This window comes from Streptomyces sp. NPDC054887 (assembly GCF_053610585.1).
Map to the genome: position 1 here is coordinate 210828 of NZ_JBSGYQ010000001.1, position 16793 is coordinate 227620.

Consider the following 16793-nt stretch of genomic DNA (forward strand, 5'->3'; position numbering starts at 1 on the left):
GGAGGACGCCGCCGTGCACCTTGCTCCCACCGCGCGCCAGCGGCGACTGCGCGCCGAACTGCGCGCGTACTTCCGCGAGGTGGTGCGGGGCACCGACCCGCACGACGCCGGTGCGCGGCGGGCGCTGCTGCGGAGGATCGGCGGCGACGGCATGCTCGGGATCGGCTGGCCCGTCGAGTACGGCGGGCAGGGGCGCGGCGCCGACGAGCAGTTCGTCTTCTTCGACGAGGCGTACCGGGCCGGCGCACCCGTCTCCATGGTCACGCTCAACACCGTCGGGCCGACCCTGATGAAGTACGGGACGCCCGCGCAGAAGGAGTTCTTCCTCCCCCGCATCCTGCGCGGCGAGACCGTCTTCGCGATCGGCTACACGGAGCCGTCGGCCGGTACGGACCTCGCCTCCCTCCGCACGCGTGCGGTGCGCGAGGGCGACGAGTGGGTCGTGGACGGCCAGAAGATCTTCACCAGCAACGCCCAGAACGCGGACTGGATCTGGCTCGCCTGCCGCACGGACCCGGACGCCCCGAAGCACAGGGGCATCTCGATCGTCCTGGTGCCGACGGACGCGCCGGGCTTCTCCTGGACGCCGATCGAGACGGTCGGCGGACTGACCACCACCGCGACGTACTACGACGGCGTACGGGTGCCCGCAGCGCACCTCGTGGGGGAGCGGAACGCGGGCTGGGGGCTGATCACCAACCAGCTCAACCACGAACGGGTGGCGCTCGCCGCGATCGGCATGCAGGCCGAGGACTGCTACGACCAGGTGCGGACGTACGCCGCGACTCGCGACCCGGCGACGGGCGAGCGGCCCGCCGACCGGCCGTGGGTACGGGCCCGGCTGGCCGAGGCGCACGCGAGGCTGGCGGCGGTCCGGCTGCTGAACTGGCGGCTGGTGGGGGACGTGGGGGCGGGGGCGCTGGCGCCGGGGGACGCGAGCGGCGTGAAGTTCATGGGCACCGAATCGGCTGTCGCGGTGTACCGCATCTGCCAGGAGATCGCCGGCGCGGCGGGAATGGTGCGCTCCGGTTCCGTGGGGGTCTGGGGTGACGGCGAGCTGGAACGCATGAACAGGGCGGCGCAGATCAACACGTTCGGGGGCGGGGTGAGCGAGGTGCAGCGCGAGATCGTGGCGACGATGCGGCTCGGGATGCCGAGGGGGCGGCGATGAGGGCGGTCTCGGGGGCCGGTGCGGCGGGTGCGGAGGTGGAGGCCGGTGCCGGTCCGGGGGCCGGGCGCGCGGGTGCGGCCGGTCTGGACGAGGTGCTGAAGGGGTTCGAGGGGCGGGCCGCCGTGGTGGCGGGCGTGGGCAAGGACCCCGTCAACGAGCCGATGATCAGGCACTGGTGCGAGGCGACGGGTGACACCGGAGCGGCGTACTCGGGTCCCGGGGCGATCGCCCCGCCGACGATGCTCCAGGTCTGGACGATGGGTGGCCTGTCGGGGCATACGGGCAGGTCGCAGGCGTACGACGAACTGCTCGCGCTGCTCGACTCCGCCGGCTGCACGTCGGTGGTGGCGACCGACTGCGAGCAGGAGTACGTGCGGGACCTGCGGCCGGGGGACCGGATCACGTTCGACGCGGTGATCGAGTCGGTCTCGGAGCGCAAAACCACGAAGCTCGGCACGGGTTACTTCGTCACGACGCGCATGGATGTCCGCGCGAACGGGGAGCCGGCCGGAACGCATCGCTTCCGCATCCTCAAGTACGCGCCGGCCGCGCGGCGCGGACGCGAACCGGCAGGCGGGGGCGAGCGGCCCCGGCCCGTCGTCAACCGGGACAACGCCGGGTTCTGGGACGGGGTGGCCCGGCACCGGCTGCTGATCCAGCGGTGCGGGGGGTGCGGCGCGTTGAGGTTCCCGTGGCTGCCGGGGTGCGGCGGCTGCGGCGGGCAGGAGTGGGACACCGTAGAGGCGAGCGGGGAGGGCACGGTGTTCTCGTACGTCGTCATGCACCACCCGGCGTTCCCCGCCTTCGACCCGCCGTACGCCGTGGGGCTCATCGAACTCGCGGAGGGGGTGCGGATGGTGAGCAACGTGGTGGGGGTCCCGCACGGGGAGGTGCGCATCGGGATGCCGGTGCGGGTGGAGTTCGCGCGGGTGGACGGGGACCTGGTCCTTCCGGTCTTCCGTCCCGTGGGTGACGCCGACCGTGCCGGCGAGGGTGGCGAAGGCGGGCCGGTCTGATGGACTTCACGCCGACCGAGGAGCAGATGGCGGCCCGGGACCTGGCCGGGCGGATCTTCACGGACCTGTCGACGCACGACCGGCTGGCCGCCGCGGGCACGGGCACGGACGGCGAGCTGTGGAAGGCGCTGTGCGCGGCCGGGCTGGTCGCCGCGGTGGAGGACACCGGCCTGCTCGGCCTTGTGCTGCTGCTGGAGGAGCAGGGGCGTACGACGGCGCAGGTGCCGTTCGCCGTGACCTGCGTGTACGGGACGCTGGCGGTCGCCGCCCTGGGCACGCGGGAGCAGCGGGCCCGGCTGCTCCCGGCGACCGGCGACGGCACGGTGGTGGTGACGGGGGCGTTCCCGTCCGCCGGGACGGTACGGGCGGACGCGTCCGGGGCGTTGAGCGGCGTGGCGGGGGCCGTGCCGTGGCTGCGTGACGCCACGCACGTCCTGGTCGCGGACGCGTCACCGGAGCGGGCGCTGTGGCTCGTGGCCACGGGGAGCGCCGGGGTGTCGGTCGAGGCGGTCGACACCACCGCGCCGTGGGCGGCGGGACGGCTGACGCTGGACGGCGTGCGGGGTGAGCGGCTGGGCGGGGACGGCACGGGCCGGCCCCCCACCCGGCCCCTCCCGCACCGCGCCCCGGAATCCGGCCCCCGCCCGCAGGACGGCCCGCCCGCAGGGGCCTACGCGTACGTGCTCGCCATGGGGCGGGTCGCCTTCGCCGGGCTCCAGGCCGGAGTGTGCGCCGGGTCGCTCGCCCGGGCCGTGGCCCACACCTCGCAGCGCGAGCAGTTCGGGCGGCCGTTGTCGGCCAACCAGGGGGTGCTGCTGCGGGCCGCCGACGCGTACATGGACACCGAGGCGATACGGGTCACCGCGTACGAGGCCGCCTGGCGTCACGACGAGGGCCTGCCGTTCGCCACCCACGCCCTCACCGCCGCCTGGTGGGCGTCCGAGGCGGGGCAGCGCGTCGTGCACGCCGGTCAGCACCTGCACGGGGGGACGGGCGCGGACCTGGAGCACCCCGTCCACCGGCACTTCCTGTGGGGACGGCAGCTCGACTCCTACCTCGGGTCCGGCAGCGAAGTACTGGAAGAACTGGGGCTGTCGCTGAGCCGCGACGAGCGGTGGGAGGAGGACGAGGGATGAAGGTCGGGGACGAGTTGCCGGCGCTGGAGATACCGGTCACCCGCACGCTGATCGTCGCGGGCGCCGTGGCGTCCCGCGACTACCAGGACGTCCACCACGACGCCGAGGCCGCGCGGGCGAAGGGCTCGCCCGACATCTTCATGAACATCCTGACGACCAACGGGATCGTCGGCCGGTACGTCACCGGCCACTTCGGCCCCGCCGCCCGGCTGCGGGCCGTAAAAATCCGCCTCGGAGCGCCCAACCACCCCGGCGACACCCTGGTGCTGACCGGCACGGTCACCGCCCTCGGACCGGACGGCACGGCCGAGGTGGAGGTCGTCGGCGCCAACGGACTCGGCCGTCACGTCACCGGCCGGGTGACGGTCGCCGTCGCCGGCGCGCCTGCCGCGTCCGGCGGGGAGAGGGACGCATGAGCGTACGCGGCGCCGACACACTCGGCGGAAGGGCGGCGATCGTCGGCATCGGGGCGACCGAGTTCTCCAAGGACTCCGGTCGCAGCGAGCTCAGGCTGGCCGTCGAGGCGGTACGGGCCGCCGTCGCGGACGCCGGCCTCACCCCCTCCGACGTCGACGGCATGGTCACCTTCACCATGGACACCAGCCCCGAGATCACCGTCGCCCAGGCGGCCGGCATCGGGGAGCTGTCCTTCTTCTCCCGGGTCCACTACGGCGGTGGCGCGGCCTGCGCCACCGTCCAGCAGGCCGCCCTCGCCGTCGCGAGCGGCGTCGCCGAAGTCGTCGTCTGCTACCGGGCGTTCAACGAACGGTCCGGTCGCCGCTTCGGGTCGGGCGTGCAGCGCCGGCAGCCCTCCGCCGAGGGCGCGGCACTCGGCTGGAACCTGCCGTTCGGACTGCTCACCCCCGCCTCCTGGGTCGCCATGGCCGCCCGGCGCTACCTCCACACGTACGGCCTGACGCCCGACGTGTTCGGCCACGTCGCCGTCACCGGCCGCCGGCACGCCGCCCGGAACCCCGCCGCGTACTTCTACGGCCGGCCCGTCACCCTCGCCGACCACGCCGCCTCCCGCTGGATCGCCGAACCGCTGCGGCTGCTCGACTGCTGCCAGGAGACGGACGGCGGCCAGGCGGTCGTCGTCACCACCGCCGAGCGGGCCAGGGACCTGCCGCAGCCGCCCGCGGTGGTCGTCGCCGCCGCGCAGGGCGCCGGGCGCGGCCAGGAGCAGATGACCAGCTTCTACCGCGACGGCCTGACGGGACTGCCCGAGATGAACGTCGTCGCCCGGCAGTTGTGGCGTACCTCGGGCCTCGGCCCGTCCGACATCGACGTGGCAATCCTGTACGACCACTTCACGCCGTTCGTGCTGATGCAGCTGGAGGAGTTCGGGTTCTGCGCTCCCGGCGAGGGCGCCGCGTTCGTCGCCGGGGACACGCTGGCGCTGAACACCCACGGCGGGCAGCTCGGCGAGGCGTACCTGCACGGCATGAACGGCATCGCGGAGGCGGTCAGACAGGTGCGCGGCACCTCGGTCAACCAGGTACCCGGCGCGGCCCGGTCGCTGGTGACGGCGGGCACCGGCGTTCCCACGTCCGGGTTGATCCTCGGCGCGGATGGCTGACTGCGGAGTGTGAAGCGCCTCGGCACGCCGGGCGACCCGTTCACTCTCCTTCATGTACTCGTACCTAAAGAGGCTCATCGGACATGGACTCGCGCTGGCCGCCGTGATCGGCGTGCTGGCCCTCCCGCAGCGGACCGAGGCGAGCGAGGCGGCCGGGGCGCGCCCGGGGCCGCCCGCCCCGCGGGCCGAGGCGCCGGCGGCCCGCACCGTGACGTTCCGCGGCCGGGCCTTCGACACCTGCCAGGCCCCGCCGCTCGCGACGATGCGGGCCTGGCGCTCGTCGCCGTACCGCGCCGTCGGGGTCTACATCGGCGGCCGGGGCCGTGCCTGCCCGCACCAGCACCACCTCAGCAGACGGTGGGTGGCGGACGTGGACCGGATGGGCTGGCGCGTCCTGCCCGCCTTCGTCGGATCCCAGTCCCCGTGCGTACTCGCCAGGAACAAGCGGCACGTGCGGATCGGCCGGGCGCCCTGGCGCCAGGGCAGGAAGGAGGGGCGGCAGGCGGTCCGCGCCGCCCGCGGCCTCGGCATGCTCACGGGCAGCCCGCTCTACCTCGACATGGAGGCGTACGACGAGACGAGGCGGCGCTGCGCACGCACCACGCTCGACTTCGTGCGTGGCTGGAACCGCGAGGTGCGCAAGCACGGCTACGTCCCCGGCTTCTACAGCAGCGCCGAGTCCGGTGTGCGGCACATGGAGCAGTCCCGCCGGGCCGGCGTCACCGACCTGCCGTCGGTGATGTGGTTCGCCCGCTGGGACGGCAGGCCGTCGCTGTACGGCGAGCGCGTCCTGCCGAAGCGGGCGTGGGCCCCGCACCGCCGCATCCACCAGTACGCGGGCAACGTCACGGAGAAGCACGGCGGCCGGCGCCTGACCATCGACCGGAACGCGGCCGACGCCCCGGTCGCCCGCATCGGCCGCTGACCCGCCGCCCAGACCGCCGCGCCGGCCGCCCGGCGCGGCCGCCCCGGCCCCGCCCCCGAGACGCACCCCCTACGCGGGGCCGGGCGTCCTCCACCCTCAGGAGGTGGGGCCGGCGCCACCCCTACAACCTGAGGCGGACCCCCTTTCGGGACCTGGGGCCGATCCGCGAGGCACGGCACGCTCCTAGCGTGGGAGCCATGACCACGCCTGTCTGCACCAGCGCGTCCAAGGCGGCGACCACGGGGGCGACCACGGCGGCGACGCCGGCGCCCTGCCCGTCGTTCTCCACCTACGTACGCGCCCGGGGACCCGTACTGCTGCGCACCGCCCGCTCGCTCACCGCCAATCCGTGCGACGCGGAGGACCTGCTGCAGACGGCGCTCACCAAGACGTACGTCGCCTGGGACCGCATCCAGGACCACCGCGCCGTCGACGGGTACGTGCGCCGCGCCCTGCTCAACACCCGCACCTCCCAGTGGCGCAAGCGCAAGGTCGACGAGTACGCCACCGACGAGCTGCCCGAGCCCGCCGCCGCCCTCGCGTCCGGACCGGCGGCCGACCCGGCCGAGCAGCAGGTGCTGCGCGACGCGATGTGGCGCGCGATCACGAGGCTGCCGGAACGCCAGCGCGCGATGGTCGTCCTGCGCTACTACGAGGACCTCAGCGAGGTCCAGACGGCAGAGGTGCTCGGCGTCTCGGTCGGCACGGTCAAGAGCGCCGTCTCGCGCGCCCTGCGCAAGCTCCGGGAGGACCCGGAACTGGCCCCCGTGCGCTGACCCCCCGGGGGGCCGCGCCGGATTCGTATCCTCGGAAGTAGTGACATACCGCTTGGTACGTGCGCAGAATCAGGCCACTCTATTACTGCCGCGTAGCGCCCACCGGGAGGACGCCGTGCTGAGCACCATGCAGGACGTACCACTGACCGTGACCCGCATCCTGAAGCACGGGATGACGATCCACGGTCGCTCACAGGTCACCACATGGACCGGTGAGGAGGAGCCGCACCGCCGCACCTTCGCCGAGACCGGCGAGCGCGCGACACGGCTCGCGAACGCTCTGCGCGACGAGCTCGGTGTCGACGGCGACCAGCGTATTGCGACGCTCATGTGGAACAACTGCGAGCACATGGAGGCGTATCTCGCGATCCCCTCCATGGGCGCCGTACTCCACACGCTCAACCTGCGCCTGCCCCCCGAGCAGCTGGCCTGGATCGTCAACCACGCCGCGGACCGCGTCGTCATCGCCAACGGCTCGCTGCTGCCGCTGCTCGCGCCGCTCCTCCCGCACCTGAAGACCGTCGAGCACGTGGTCGTCTCGGGCCCCGGCGACCGCTCGCTCCTCGACGGCTGCGTGCCGCAGGTCCACGAGTACGAGGACCTGATCGCGGACCGCCCCACCACGTACGACTGGCCCGAGCTGGACGAGCGCTCCGCCGCGGCCATGTGTTACACCTCCGGCACCACCGGCGACCCCAAGGGCGTCGTCTACTCCCACCGCTCCATCTACCTGCATGCCATGCAGGTCAACATGGGCGAGTCGATGGGGCTGAGCGACAAGGACACCACTCTCGTGGTGGTCCCGCAGTTCCACGTGATGGCCTGGGGCCTGCCGCACGCCACCTTCATGACCGGCATCAACATGCTCATGCCGGACCGCTTCCTCCAGCCGGCCCCCCTCGCCGACATGATCGAGCGGGAGAAGCCCACGCACGCCGCCGCCGTCCCCACCATCTGGCAGGGCCTGCTCGCCGAGGTCACCGCCAACCCGCGCGACCTCTCCTCCATGGCGAGCGTCACCATCGGCGGCGCCGCCTGCCCGCCGGCCCTCATGGAGGCGTACGACAAGCTCGGCGTGCGCCTGTGCCACGCCTGGGGCATGACGGAGACCTCCCCGCTCGGCACCATGGCCCACCCGCCCGCGGGACTCACCCCCGAGGAGGAGTGGCCGTACCGCGTCACGCAGGGCCGCTTCCCGGCCGGCGTCGAGGCGCGGCTGATCGGGCCCGCCGGCGAGATCCTGCCCTGGGACGGCGAGTCGGCCGGCGAGCTGGAGGTGCGCGGCCCCTGGATCGCCGGGTCGTACTACGGCGGCGCGGGCGGTGAGGACTTCAGGCCCGCCGACAAGTTCAGCGAGGACGGCTGGCTCAAGACCGGCGACATCGGCGTCATCAGCACCGACGGCTTCCTCACCCTCACCGACCGGGCGAAGGACGTCATCAAGTCCGGTGGCGAGTGGATCTCCAGTGTGGAGCTGGAGAACGCCCTGATGGCCCACCCGGACGTGGCGGAGGCGGCCGTCGTCGCCGTGCCCGACGACCGCTGGAGCGAGCGCCCGCTGGCCACGGTGGTCCTCAAGGAGGGCGCGACCGCGGACTACGAGGAGCTGCGGGCGTTCCTCGCCGCGAGGATCGCGAAGTGGCAGCTGCCGGAGCGGTGGGCGCTGATCCCGGCCGTTCCGAAGACGAGCGTCGGGAAGTTCGACAAGAAGGTGATCCGCAGGCAGTACGCGGACGGCGAGCTGGACGTCACGAAGTTCTGACGCCGTTCCTCCCGCTCTCCCGGAACCGCTGAAGGGGCCCCGCAACGGCGCGGGGCCCCTTCAGTGCGCTGTGCCGACGGCTCAGTTGGTGCCGATCTTCGCGAGCAGGTCCACGATCCGGCCCTGGACCTCGCCGCTCGTCGAGCGCTCCGCGAGGAAGAGGACCGTCTCCCCCGAGGCCAGCCGGTGCAGTTCGCCCGCGTCCAGCCCGGCCGACGTGTAGACGACCAGCGGCGTACGGTTCAACTGCCCGTTCGCGCGCAGCCAGTCGACGATCCCGGCGCGGCGGCGGCGTACCTGCATCAGGTCCATCACCACCAGGTTCGGCCGCGTCTGCGTCGCCAGCGTCACCGCTTCGGAGTCCGTGCCGGCCCGCGCGACCTGCATGCCGCGCCGCTCCAGCGTCGCGGTGAGCGCGAGCGCGATCTCCTCGTGCTCCTCGATCAGCAGGACGCGCGACGGGTGCTGCTCGCTGTCGCGCGGCGCGAGCGCCTTCAGCAGTACGGCGGGATCCGCCCCGTACGCCGCCTCACGCGTCGCCTGCCCCAGCCCGGCCGTCACCAGCACCGGAACCTCGGCGGCCACCGCGGCCTGGCGCAGCGACTGGAGGGCCGTACGGGTGATGGGCCCGGTCAGCGGGTCGACGAACAGCGCGGCGGGGAACGCCGCGATCTGCGCGTCGACCTCCTCGCGGGAGTGCACGATCACGGGCCGGTAGCCGCGGTCGCTCAGCGCCTGCTGCGTCGAGACGTCCGGGGCCGGCCACACCAGGAGGCGGCGCGGGTTGTCGAGCGGCTCCGGGGGCAACTCGTCGTCCACGGGCAGCGGCTGGGGGCGGTTGGCCACCTCCACCGCCCCGTTGGGGCCGTCCAGCGGCTCGGGACCCTCGGTTCCCTCGTCGGGTGCGCCTATGGCGTACGCCCGCCCCTCGGCCTGGGCCGACAGCCGCTGCTGGAGCGGGCCCTGGCCCTGGGGGTGCGGCCGGGCGCCGGGCTCGGCCGCGTCCTGGGTCGCGGTGCCCTCGGCGGGCGTGGACGTTTCCGCGTCCGGGCGGCCGGCGGCGAGCTTGCGCCGCCGGCCGGAGCCCAGGGTCTGGTTCTGCTGCTGAGCGACCTGCTGGGCGAACGGCATGCCCTGACCCAGCGTGCGCACGCTGAACGCGCGGCCCTGGGTGGAGTCGGCGGCCGGCGGGGGCGCGTGGGCGCCCGCGGGAGCCTCGGCGGGCAGCGGCTGCGCGGGCGGCAACGGCTGTGCGGCGCGGGGCTGCTGGGGCGCGGGGGCGGGTGCTGCGCCGTTCGGTCCGACCGCGCCGGTGGCACCGCCCCGGGCGACCGCGGCACCGGACCCGACGGGCCCGTTCGGGTCTGCGGAGGCACCGACGGCACCGCCCTGGCCGGCCGGGTCGTGCGGTCCGGGTACGCCGGTGAGACCGGCCGCGCCGGCCGGCCCGGTGGCCTCGTGGGGCGCTGCGGCGTGCGCGGCGCCGTTGGGCCCGATGGCGCCGTGGGCACCGCCGGCGCTGTTCGGCCCGCCGGGGCCGGCCGGGACCGCGCCGTTCGGCCCGGCCGCGCCGGGCGCACTGGTGGGGCCTGCGGGGGTGTGGTGGCCGGCCAGGCCGCCGGGGGCGTCGAAGCCGAGGGAAGCGTTGGAGCCCATGGAGCCGTTGGCGGTGTTGTGGCCGAGGGATCCGTCGGGGCCGGCCGCGCCCGCCCTTCCGTCGGGGCTCATCGGGCCGCCGTGACCGGCCGCCGGGCCGGGTACGGCGCCGGCGAGTCCGGCCGCGCCCGTCGGACCGACCGCGCCGGCGGTCCCGCCCGCGCTGTGCGGCCCGGCCGTACCCGTCGGCCCAGCCGTAGCCGTCACACCCACCGCGCCACCGTGGCTCACCGCGCCGCCAGGACCCGTCACCGCGCCACCGGGGCGCACCGCACCGCCGGCACTCGCAGCCCCGTGCTGCCCGATCCCGTGCTGCCCCGCCTCGGCCTCCGCCTCGTTCTCGCTGCTGCTCGTGGGGCCGTCGGCGAAGCCGGGGGCGGGCCAGGTCTGGGTCGTGCCGGTCGTGGTCGCGGTCGCTCCGCCGGGCGCGGCCGACCAGTTCGGGGGTACGGAGACGGCGCCGCTGTCGTGCGGGGCGGCGTCCGGGAGCCCCGTCGGCACAGGACCCGACGTGCCGTGGGCCGCGGCCCACTCCTGCGGAACGTCGCCGCGCCCCCTCCGCCGCCCCGTCGGGGCCGGCGCGGGGTGCGGCTGCGGAGGCGTGTGGTCCGCGTCCGGAGCGCTCCGTACGGCGTCGTGGCGACCCGGCAGTGACGCGTCCGCGACGCCCGCCGTCGGGGGCACACGGTCGGCGTCGGCCGGCGGCAGCGCGAACGGGCTGCGGGGTGCCTCCGACCGCTCCTGCGCGGGCGCGAGCGCCCGGCGCGCACGCCGCCCGGAAGGCTGTTGCGGTGCCTCGTTCCCGGCAGACGGCGCGGACGGCGCGGAGGGCAGCGCGGGAAGCGCGGGCACGTTCTCGTGCGCCCCGCCCTCACCGCGCCGCGCACGCCGCCCGGAACCGGGTCCTTCGGCGGGCACGCCCTGCGGCGGCACCGTCTCCCCGAGCGCCGCGCGCCCGGTTCCGTGCGCGCCCTCCGAGGCCGTGACGACAGAACCCTCGGACACGGCTCCGGAAGGCCCGGACGCGGCGGCCGGCAGCGCGGCAAGCGCCTGCCCGCCGCCGCCCGCACCGCCGGTCTGGCCTTCGCCGCCCTCGCCGGGGCTCGGCCGCCCGCGCCTGCGCCCCGTACCGGAGCCCGCACCGGCCCCGCCGCTCTCCCCCGACGCCTGCGCCGGAATGCGTTCCTGCGGTCCCGCGTCGCGCCGTGCCCGGCGCCGCCCGGTGGGCGCGGCGCTCGCGACGGCGTCCGCGCCGGTCTGCTCGCCCGTGGCGGTGCGCTCCACGTCCGCGTCCAGGAAGGCGTCGGTGGACGACCGCCGTGCCCGCCGCCCGCCGCCCTCCGCGGGCGCCGGCTGCGTCGGCACGGGCGCCGGGTCGGGTTCGGCGGCCTTGCCCTGCGGCGCGGCGACCGCGCCGGAGCCCGCGCCGAGCGGCACCTCCAGCACGTACGCGTTCCCGCCCATGCCCGGTACCTCGTGCGTCTGGAGCACGCCGCCGTGGGCCGACACGATGCCGCGCACGATCGGCTCGTGCACGGGGTCCCCGCCGGCGTACGGCCCGCGCACCTCGATCCGTACGACCTCACCGCGCTGCGCCGCCGCCACCACGATCGTCGAGTCGGTGTAGCCGCCGCCCGGCGCGGCCGTCGGAGCCTTGCCCGTCGAGTCGATCCCCGCCACGTCGGCGACGAGGTGCGCGAGGGCCGTCGCCAGCCGCCCCGCGTCCACCTCGGCCTCGATCGGCGGCGCGTGCACCGCGAACTGCGCCCGCCCCGGGCCGATGAGTTCGATCGCGCCCTCGACGCCCGCCGCCACGACGCCGTCGAGCAGGACCTTCTGCTTGTCCAGCTGCTCCGTGCCCGCCGCCAGCCGCTGGAAGCCCAGGACATTGTCGACAAGGGTGGTCATACGGGCGTATCCGGCCGCCAGGTGGTGCAGGATCTGGTTCGCCTCGGGCCACAGCTGGCCGGCGGGGTCGGAGGCCAGCGTCCCCAGTTCGCCGCGCAGTTCCTCCAGCGGCCCGCGCAGAGAGTCGCCCAGCACGGCGGTCAGCTGGGCGTGCCGTCCCGCCATCTCCTCGTACCGCTTGGTCTCGCGGTCGAGCACCTCCGCCTGCTTCTCGACCAGTTCGTCGTAGGGGCGGCGGTCGGTGAAGGTCATCACGGCGCCGACCAGCTGGTCACCGTCCCGTACCGGGGCGGTCGTGAGGTCGACGGCGACCGGCTTGCCGTTCTTCGCCCACAGGACCTGTCCGCGCACCCGGTGCTTGCGCCCGGACTTGAGCGTGTCGGCGAGCGGCGAGTCCTCGTACGGGAAGGGGGTGCCGTCGGGACGCGTGTGAATGGCGAGGGGGTGCAGCTCCTTGCCGCCGAGATCGCTCGCGCGGTAGCCCAGGATCTGCGCCGCCGCCGGGTTGACCAGGACCACGCGTCCGTCGGTGTCGGTCCCGACGACGCCCTCGGACGCGGCCCGCAGGATCATCTCGGTCTGTCGCTGCGAACGGGCCAGTTCGGCCTCGGTGTCGACGGTGCCCGAAAGATCGCGGACGACGAGCATCAGCAGCTCGTCGCCGGTGTAACCGGACCGTTCGGTGTGGGAGGCGTAGGCGTCCCGGCCGTCCTCCAGGTTCGCGCTGGTCACCTCGACCGGGAACTCCGTCCCGTCCGTGCGACGCGCGATCATCCGGGTGGGCTTCGTGCGTCCTTGATCGTCCGCGCCGTCCGCACGCCGCATCGATCCGGGGATCAGCTTGGAGTCGAACGTCGGGAGCAGGTCGAGCAGTCCGCGCCCGACGAGTCCGGTGCCGGGCGACTCGAACGTCTCCAGGGCGATGGTGTTGGCGTTGACGACGGTGCCGTTGCAGTTGACGAGCAACAGCCCGTCAGGGAGTGCGTCGAGTATCGCTGCGAGGCGAGCAGCGCCTCGGGATGGCCTGCTGCTCACGACGACGGTTCCTCCCTGAACTACTGCACCTTGCCGACAGCCGGCCTCATTTTGCCCCTCGGGCCGCAAGCTGTCACTGGAGGGAGTCTAAAGGCAGGGGACATGCCCGCGACGGCGGATGAGGGGGAGCTCTCACCAAGGTTCTGTGCGCTCGGGCGCACATCGGAGGCCGCGACGTACGCCCTGACCAGGTAAGAGTCCCCCGGCCGCGCCCCCGGCGCGGACCGGCGCGCGGCACTCAACGCACGCTGGGAAGCACCGGCTCCATCTGGCGCCAGCGGGAGATTTCGCAGCCATTGCCCTGATTGAACTTCGCGTCCACGCTTCGCCCGTTCCAGGTACCCGTGATCCGCGCGGTGGCCGGCCCGCCGTGCTGGTGGGTGCACATCCGGTCCTGCGCCACGGGTGCGAACGGGTCGCCGTCCTCCCCGGCCAGCTCCTCCAGCCGGTCGCAGGCGGCCTGGGCCTCGGGGTGCGTCCCGCCGGTGGGCCCGCACTTCAGTTCGTACGTCCCGTTGGCGGCGCGGTTGCCCGTCTCGGCCGTCGTCACGGTCAGCCGGTCCTGCGTGTCGTCCGTCCTGTCGTATGCCCTGTCGTCCGTCCTGTCCCCCACGCCCTGGAGTACGTCCTGGAGCACCGGGAGCGGAACGGGCGCGGTCACGGCGGACGCGCCGGGGGCGGCGGCGGACAGTGCGGCGACGGACGCGGCGGCGGTGAGGGTGAGACGGCGCAGCATGGAGGCTCCTGAGGTTCAAGCTGAGGTTCAAGAGGGGGCAGGGTGCCCCGCACTCTCTAACGCTCCGCGGCCCCGCGCGTTGCGCAACCGGTAAGGCTTTGCTCTGCGCCCCGCCCGCCTAGTACCGTGGTCAGCGATTGGTGGCATGCCGCAAGGCTGTGTCATCATCTGCACGCACCCACTCGCGCAGGCGAGAGAGTGTGCTGGAGGCGTCGCCTAGTCCGGTCTATGGCGCCGCACTGCTAATGCGGTTTGGGTCTTAAAGCCCATCGAGGGTTCAAATCCCTCCGCCTCCGCGCAAGATCACCGAAGCCCCGGTCCACGGACCGGGGCTTCGGTCGTTCCGTGCCCGAGCGGGTCCGGTCCGGTGCCCGTCTGGAGGTCGTTTTCGCAGCTCAGCGCGGGTCTGGCCAATGGATTTCGCGTCACGGCGCAGGTCATGTAATGTTGTTCTCGCAACGCCGACGGGGCAGAAAAAACCCCGCCGGTGGCACCGGTGGCCAAGGCCGCAGGCAAGCACTCGTAGCTTAACGGATAGAGCATCTGACTACGGATCAGAAGGTTGCAGGTTCGAATCCTGCCGAGTGCACAGACAAGAAGCCCCTCGGGATCATCCCGAGGGGCTTCTGACGTATCCGGTGGAAGTGGTGGATGGTGCACCCGGGGCGTGTCATCCGTTCGGGCGGCGTGACCCTTCTTCGCCGGGCGGACCGCCGGTGGTTGCCGGGGCCGGTTGTCAGTGGGGGTCGTTAGCCTGCGGGTATGGGCTGGCTGTGCGGTGGGCTGCGGTGGACGGCGGGGCGGCCGGCGCTCTCCTGGTACGGAGGCGCGGGAGGCCGGGAGGACGTCCGGCGTGTCAGCGAGCTGGGGTACGGGGGCGATGTCGGGTTCCGGGTCGCGGGGGCGGAGCGGCGGTGCGTGGGGGCGCGCCGGGGCGGGTGCCCGCTGCGGGCCGCGGTGCCGGGGCGCAGCAGTGGCGGGCAGTGTCCCGAGTGCGCGCGGCTCGACCGGTCGCGCTCGGTGGCGGCGGACACGGTGGCCGACGACCCGCAGCCGTACGCCGTGTACCTGGCCTGGTTCGGCCCCGGGATGGTCAAGGTCGGCATCACCGCCGACGCCCGGGGGTCCGCGCGGCTGCTGGAGCAGGGGGCCGTGACGTTCACCTGGCTGGGGCGCGGTCCGCTGATGGCGGCCCGGCGGACCGAGGAGCTGCTGCGGGCGGCGCTCGGGGTGCCCGACCGGATCCCGTACAAGGAGAAGAGGGCCGTGCGGGCCTCGTTGCCCCCGCCTGGGGAACGGGCGCGGGAGATCGAGGGATGGCACCGGAGGGCCGGGGCGCTGGCGGGGTGGCCCGAGTCCCTGGAGCGGGCGCCGTTCGCGGCGGTGGATCACGCCGGGGCGTACGGGCTCGAAGGGCTGCCGCCGATGACCGGCGTGGTGACGGAGCTGGCGCCGGACGGGGTGGTGGCGGGGCGGTTGCTGGCCGCCGCCGGGCCCGACCTGCATCTGGGCACGGGGGACGGCGGAGTGGTCGTGCTCGACACCCGCCTGATGAGCGGCTGGGAGCTGGCCGGCGCGGGGGGCGCGGCGGCGGTCGCCGGGGTGCCGGTGAAGGCGGTGGAGCGGGGGGTGCAGGGCGGGCTCTTCTGACGGGACCGGGACCGCGAGGCAAAGAACTGGATCCCTTTCGGCTCCCGTTGGGCAAGGGGTATGGACGGGAGGGAAGGGGGCGGCGGAAGGTGATCGCCATGGACATCAAGCCCTTCGAGGCCCGTCAACCTCCCTACTACGCCGTCGTCTTCACCTCCGCCGTACGGCAGGAGGCCGCCGCCGGCGGATACGGCGCGGCCGCCGCCCGCATGGACCGGCTCGTGCGGGAGGTGCCCGGCTTCCTCGGCTACGAGTCGGCCCGTACACCGGACGGGCTCGGGATCACCGTGGGTTACTTCCGGGACGAGGAGGCCATCGCCGCATGGCAGCGGAACGCCGAGCACCGGGAGGCCCAGCGGCAGGGCAGGGAGCGGTGGTACGACAGCTACACCGTGCACGTGGCCAAGGTGGAACGGAGCTACGGCTTTGAACGCGGCTGACCGGCGGGGGGCGGAAGACGCGACGGGTGGGGCCGTGGGTGCCGCGGCCTCGGATGGGGCCGCGGGTGGGCCGGTGGGCGCTGGGGCCGGTGCCGGCGAGGCGGCGGGTGTGCGGCGCTTCTGGGGGCGGCTCGGCCTGCCCGGCGGCATCGACGTGCACACGCACTTCATGCCGGAGCAGGTGCTCAGGAAGGTGTGGGCGTACTTCGACGCCGTCGGGCCGATGACCGGCCTGGAATGGCCCATCACCTACCGGCACGAGGAGGAGCAACGCGTCGCGATATTGAGGCATTTCGGGGTGCGGCACTTCACCTCGATGATCTACCCCCACAAGCCGGGCATGGCGGCCTGGCTCAACGACTGGGCGGCCGGGTTCGCGGCCCGCACCCCCGAGTGCCTGCACACGGCGACGTTCTTCCCCGAGGAGGGAGTGACGGCGTACGTGCGGCAGGCCGTGGAAAGCGGCGCGCGGGTGTTCAAGGCGCACCTCCAGGTAGGGGCGTACGACCCCAACGACGCGCTGCTCGACCCCGTGTGGGGGCTCCTCGCGGACGCCGGGACACCGGTGGTCACGCACTGCGGGTCGGGGCCCGCCCCCGGCAAGCACACGGGACCCGAGCCGGTCGGCCGGCTGCTCGCGCGGCATCCGCGGCTGAGGCTCGTCGTGGCACACATGGGCATGCCCGAGTACGGCGACTTCCTCGCCCTGGCCGAGCGGTACGGCGAGGTGCGGCTGGACACCACCATGGCGTTCACCGACTTCGCCGAGCGCCTCGCGCCGTTCCCCACGGCCGAACGGGGCCGCCTGGCCGATCTGGGCGACCGGATCCTGCTGGGCTCCGACTTCCCCAGCATTCCGTACGGCTACGGGCACCAGCTGGAGTCCCTGGAGCGGCTGGATCTGGGCGACGACTGGCTGCGGGCCGTCTGCCACGAGAACGCGCGGCGGCTGTTCGGGTTGTGAGGCGCGGCCATGCGTGGCCGCGACGCATGGCTTTCTCAG

13 protein-coding genes and 2 tRNA genes are annotated in these 16793 nt (G+C 74.1%); 13 read left to right on the forward strand and 2 right to left on the reverse strand.

All coding sequences use genetic code 11. From position 1 onward, the window contains the following. The first annotated feature begins 13 nt into the window (after nucleotides 1-13). The 8 genes from ACWGH0_RS00950 (at nucleotide 14) to ACWGH0_RS00985 (ending at nucleotide 8365) form a co-directional block, all read left to right on the forward strand. Entirely contained in the window at nucleotides 14-1171 is a 1158-nt protein-coding gene (locus ACWGH0_RS00950) for an acyl-CoA dehydrogenase family protein (protein ID WP_453401964.1), read from the forward strand. Further along, the gene (locus tag ACWGH0_RS00955; protein ID WP_453401965.1) at nucleotides 1168-2187 is read left to right on the forward strand and encodes a bifunctional MaoC family dehydratase N-terminal/OB-fold nucleic acid binding domain-containing protein; all 1020 of its coding nucleotides are present in this window, start codon (nucleotides 1168-1170) and stop codon (nucleotides 2185-2187) included. Before ACWGH0_RS00950 ends, ACWGH0_RS00955 begins: the two co-directional genes overlap by 4 nt. Continuing rightward, on the forward strand, nucleotides 2187-3323 hold the full coding sequence (locus tag ACWGH0_RS00960) for an acyl-CoA dehydrogenase family protein (RefSeq protein ID WP_453401966.1): 1137 nt from the start codon (nucleotides 2187-2189) through the stop codon (nucleotides 3321-3323). Before ACWGH0_RS00955 ends, ACWGH0_RS00960 begins: the two co-directional genes overlap by 1 nt. Continuing rightward, on the forward strand, nucleotides 3320-3739 hold the full coding sequence (locus ACWGH0_RS00965; protein ID WP_453401967.1) for a MaoC family dehydratase: 420 nt from the start codon (nucleotides 3320-3322) through the stop codon (nucleotides 3737-3739). The genes ACWGH0_RS00960 and ACWGH0_RS00965 overlap by 4 nt, the downstream gene beginning before the upstream one ends. Then, a complete protein-coding gene (locus ACWGH0_RS00970) occupies nucleotides 3736-4902 on the forward strand; it encodes a lipid-transfer protein (protein WP_453401968.1) in 1167 nt (388 codons plus the stop codon). The genes ACWGH0_RS00965 and ACWGH0_RS00970 overlap by 4 nt, the downstream gene beginning before the upstream one ends. Nucleotides 4903-4954: 52 nt before the next feature. After that, complete coding sequence (locus ACWGH0_RS00975; protein ID WP_453401969.1) at nucleotides 4955-5827, forward strand: DUF1906 domain-containing protein; 873 nt, start codon at nucleotides 4955-4957, stop codon at nucleotides 5825-5827. Nucleotides 5828-6024: 197 nt separating this feature from the next. Continuing rightward, entirely contained in the window at nucleotides 6025-6603 is a 579-nt protein-coding gene (locus ACWGH0_RS00980; protein ID WP_453401970.1) for a SigE family RNA polymerase sigma factor, read from the forward strand. 115 nt (nucleotides 6604-6718) lie between these two features. Then, nucleotides 6719-8365: a long-chain fatty acid--CoA ligase gene (locus ACWGH0_RS00985; protein WP_453401971.1), complete on the forward strand. Its 1647-nt coding sequence runs from the start codon at nucleotides 6719-6721 to the stop codon at nucleotides 8363-8365. An 81-nt stretch (nucleotides 8366-8446) separates the two neighbouring features. Here ACWGH0_RS00985 and ACWGH0_RS00990 read toward each other — a convergent pair whose 3' ends face one another. Beyond that, on the reverse strand, nucleotides 8447-12964 hold the full coding sequence (locus ACWGH0_RS00990; protein ID WP_453401972.1) for a PAS domain-containing protein: 4518 nt from the start codon (nucleotides 12962-12964) through the stop codon (nucleotides 8447-8449). A 238-nt stretch (nucleotides 12965-13202) separates the two neighbouring features. Then, entirely contained in the window at nucleotides 13203-13700 is a 498-nt protein-coding gene (locus ACWGH0_RS00995) for an SSI family serine proteinase inhibitor (protein WP_453401973.1), read from the reverse strand. A 205-nt stretch (nucleotides 13701-13905) separates the two neighbouring features. Here ACWGH0_RS00995 and ACWGH0_RS01000 point away from each other — a divergent pair. The 5 genes from ACWGH0_RS01000 (at nucleotide 13906) to ACWGH0_RS01020 (ending at nucleotide 16754) form a co-directional block, all read left to right on the forward strand. Next, a tRNA-Ser gene (locus ACWGH0_RS01000) sits at nucleotides 13906-13996 on the forward strand. Between the two features lie 220 nt (nucleotides 13997-14216). Further along, nucleotides 14217-14289, forward strand: a tRNA-Arg gene (locus ACWGH0_RS01005). A gap of 173 nt (nucleotides 14290-14462) precedes the next feature. Continuing rightward, complete coding sequence (locus ACWGH0_RS01010; RefSeq protein WP_453401974.1) at nucleotides 14463-15350, forward strand: DUF2797 domain-containing protein; 888 nt, start codon at nucleotides 14463-14465, stop codon at nucleotides 15348-15350. A gap of 98 nt (nucleotides 15351-15448) precedes the next feature. After that, complete coding sequence (locus tag ACWGH0_RS01015; RefSeq protein ID WP_453401975.1) at nucleotides 15449-15790, forward strand: antibiotic biosynthesis monooxygenase family protein; 342 nt, start codon at nucleotides 15449-15451, stop codon at nucleotides 15788-15790. Nucleotides 15791-15863: 73 nt separating this feature from the next. Then, entirely contained in the window at nucleotides 15864-16754 is an 891-nt protein-coding gene (locus ACWGH0_RS01020) for an amidohydrolase family protein (protein ID WP_453401976.1), read from the forward strand. Nucleotides 16755-16793 lie beyond the last annotated feature (39 nt).

What these genes read in the sequence shown, in the direction of transcription:
- ACWGH0_RS00955 (WP_453401965.1), top strand. Translation starts at nt 1,168, where the DNA reads ATGAGGGCGGTCTCGGGGGCCGGTGCGGCGGGTGCGGAGGTGGAGGCC.
- ACWGH0_RS00960 (WP_453401966.1), top strand. Translation starts at nt 2,187, where the DNA reads ATGGACTTCACGCCGACCGAGGAGCAGATGGCGGCCCGGGACCTGGCC.
- ACWGH0_RS00965 (WP_453401967.1), top strand. Translation starts at nt 3,320, where the DNA reads ATGAAGGTCGGGGACGAGTTGCCGGCGCTGGAGATACCGGTCACCCGC.
- ACWGH0_RS00970 (WP_453401968.1), top strand. Translation starts at nt 3,736, where the DNA reads ATGAGCGTACGCGGCGCCGACACACTCGGCGGAAGGGCGGCGATCGTC.
- ACWGH0_RS00975 (WP_453401969.1), top strand. Translation starts at nt 4,955, where the DNA reads ATGTACTCGTACCTAAAGAGGCTCATCGGACATGGACTCGCGCTGGCC.
- ACWGH0_RS00980 (WP_453401970.1), top strand. Translation starts at nt 6,025, where the DNA reads ATGACCACGCCTGTCTGCACCAGCGCGTCCAAGGCGGCGACCACGGGG.
- ACWGH0_RS00995 (WP_453401973.1), bottom strand. Translation starts at nt 13,700, where the DNA reads ATGCTGCGCCGTCTCACCCTCACCGCCGCCGCGTCCGTCGCCGCACTG.
- ACWGH0_RS01010 (WP_453401974.1), top strand. Translation starts at nt 14,463, where the DNA reads ATGGGCTGGCTGTGCGGTGGGCTGCGGTGGACGGCGGGGCGGCCGGCG.
- ACWGH0_RS01015 (WP_453401975.1), top strand. Translation starts at nt 15,449, where the DNA reads ATGGACATCAAGCCCTTCGAGGCCCGTCAACCTCCCTACTACGCCGTC.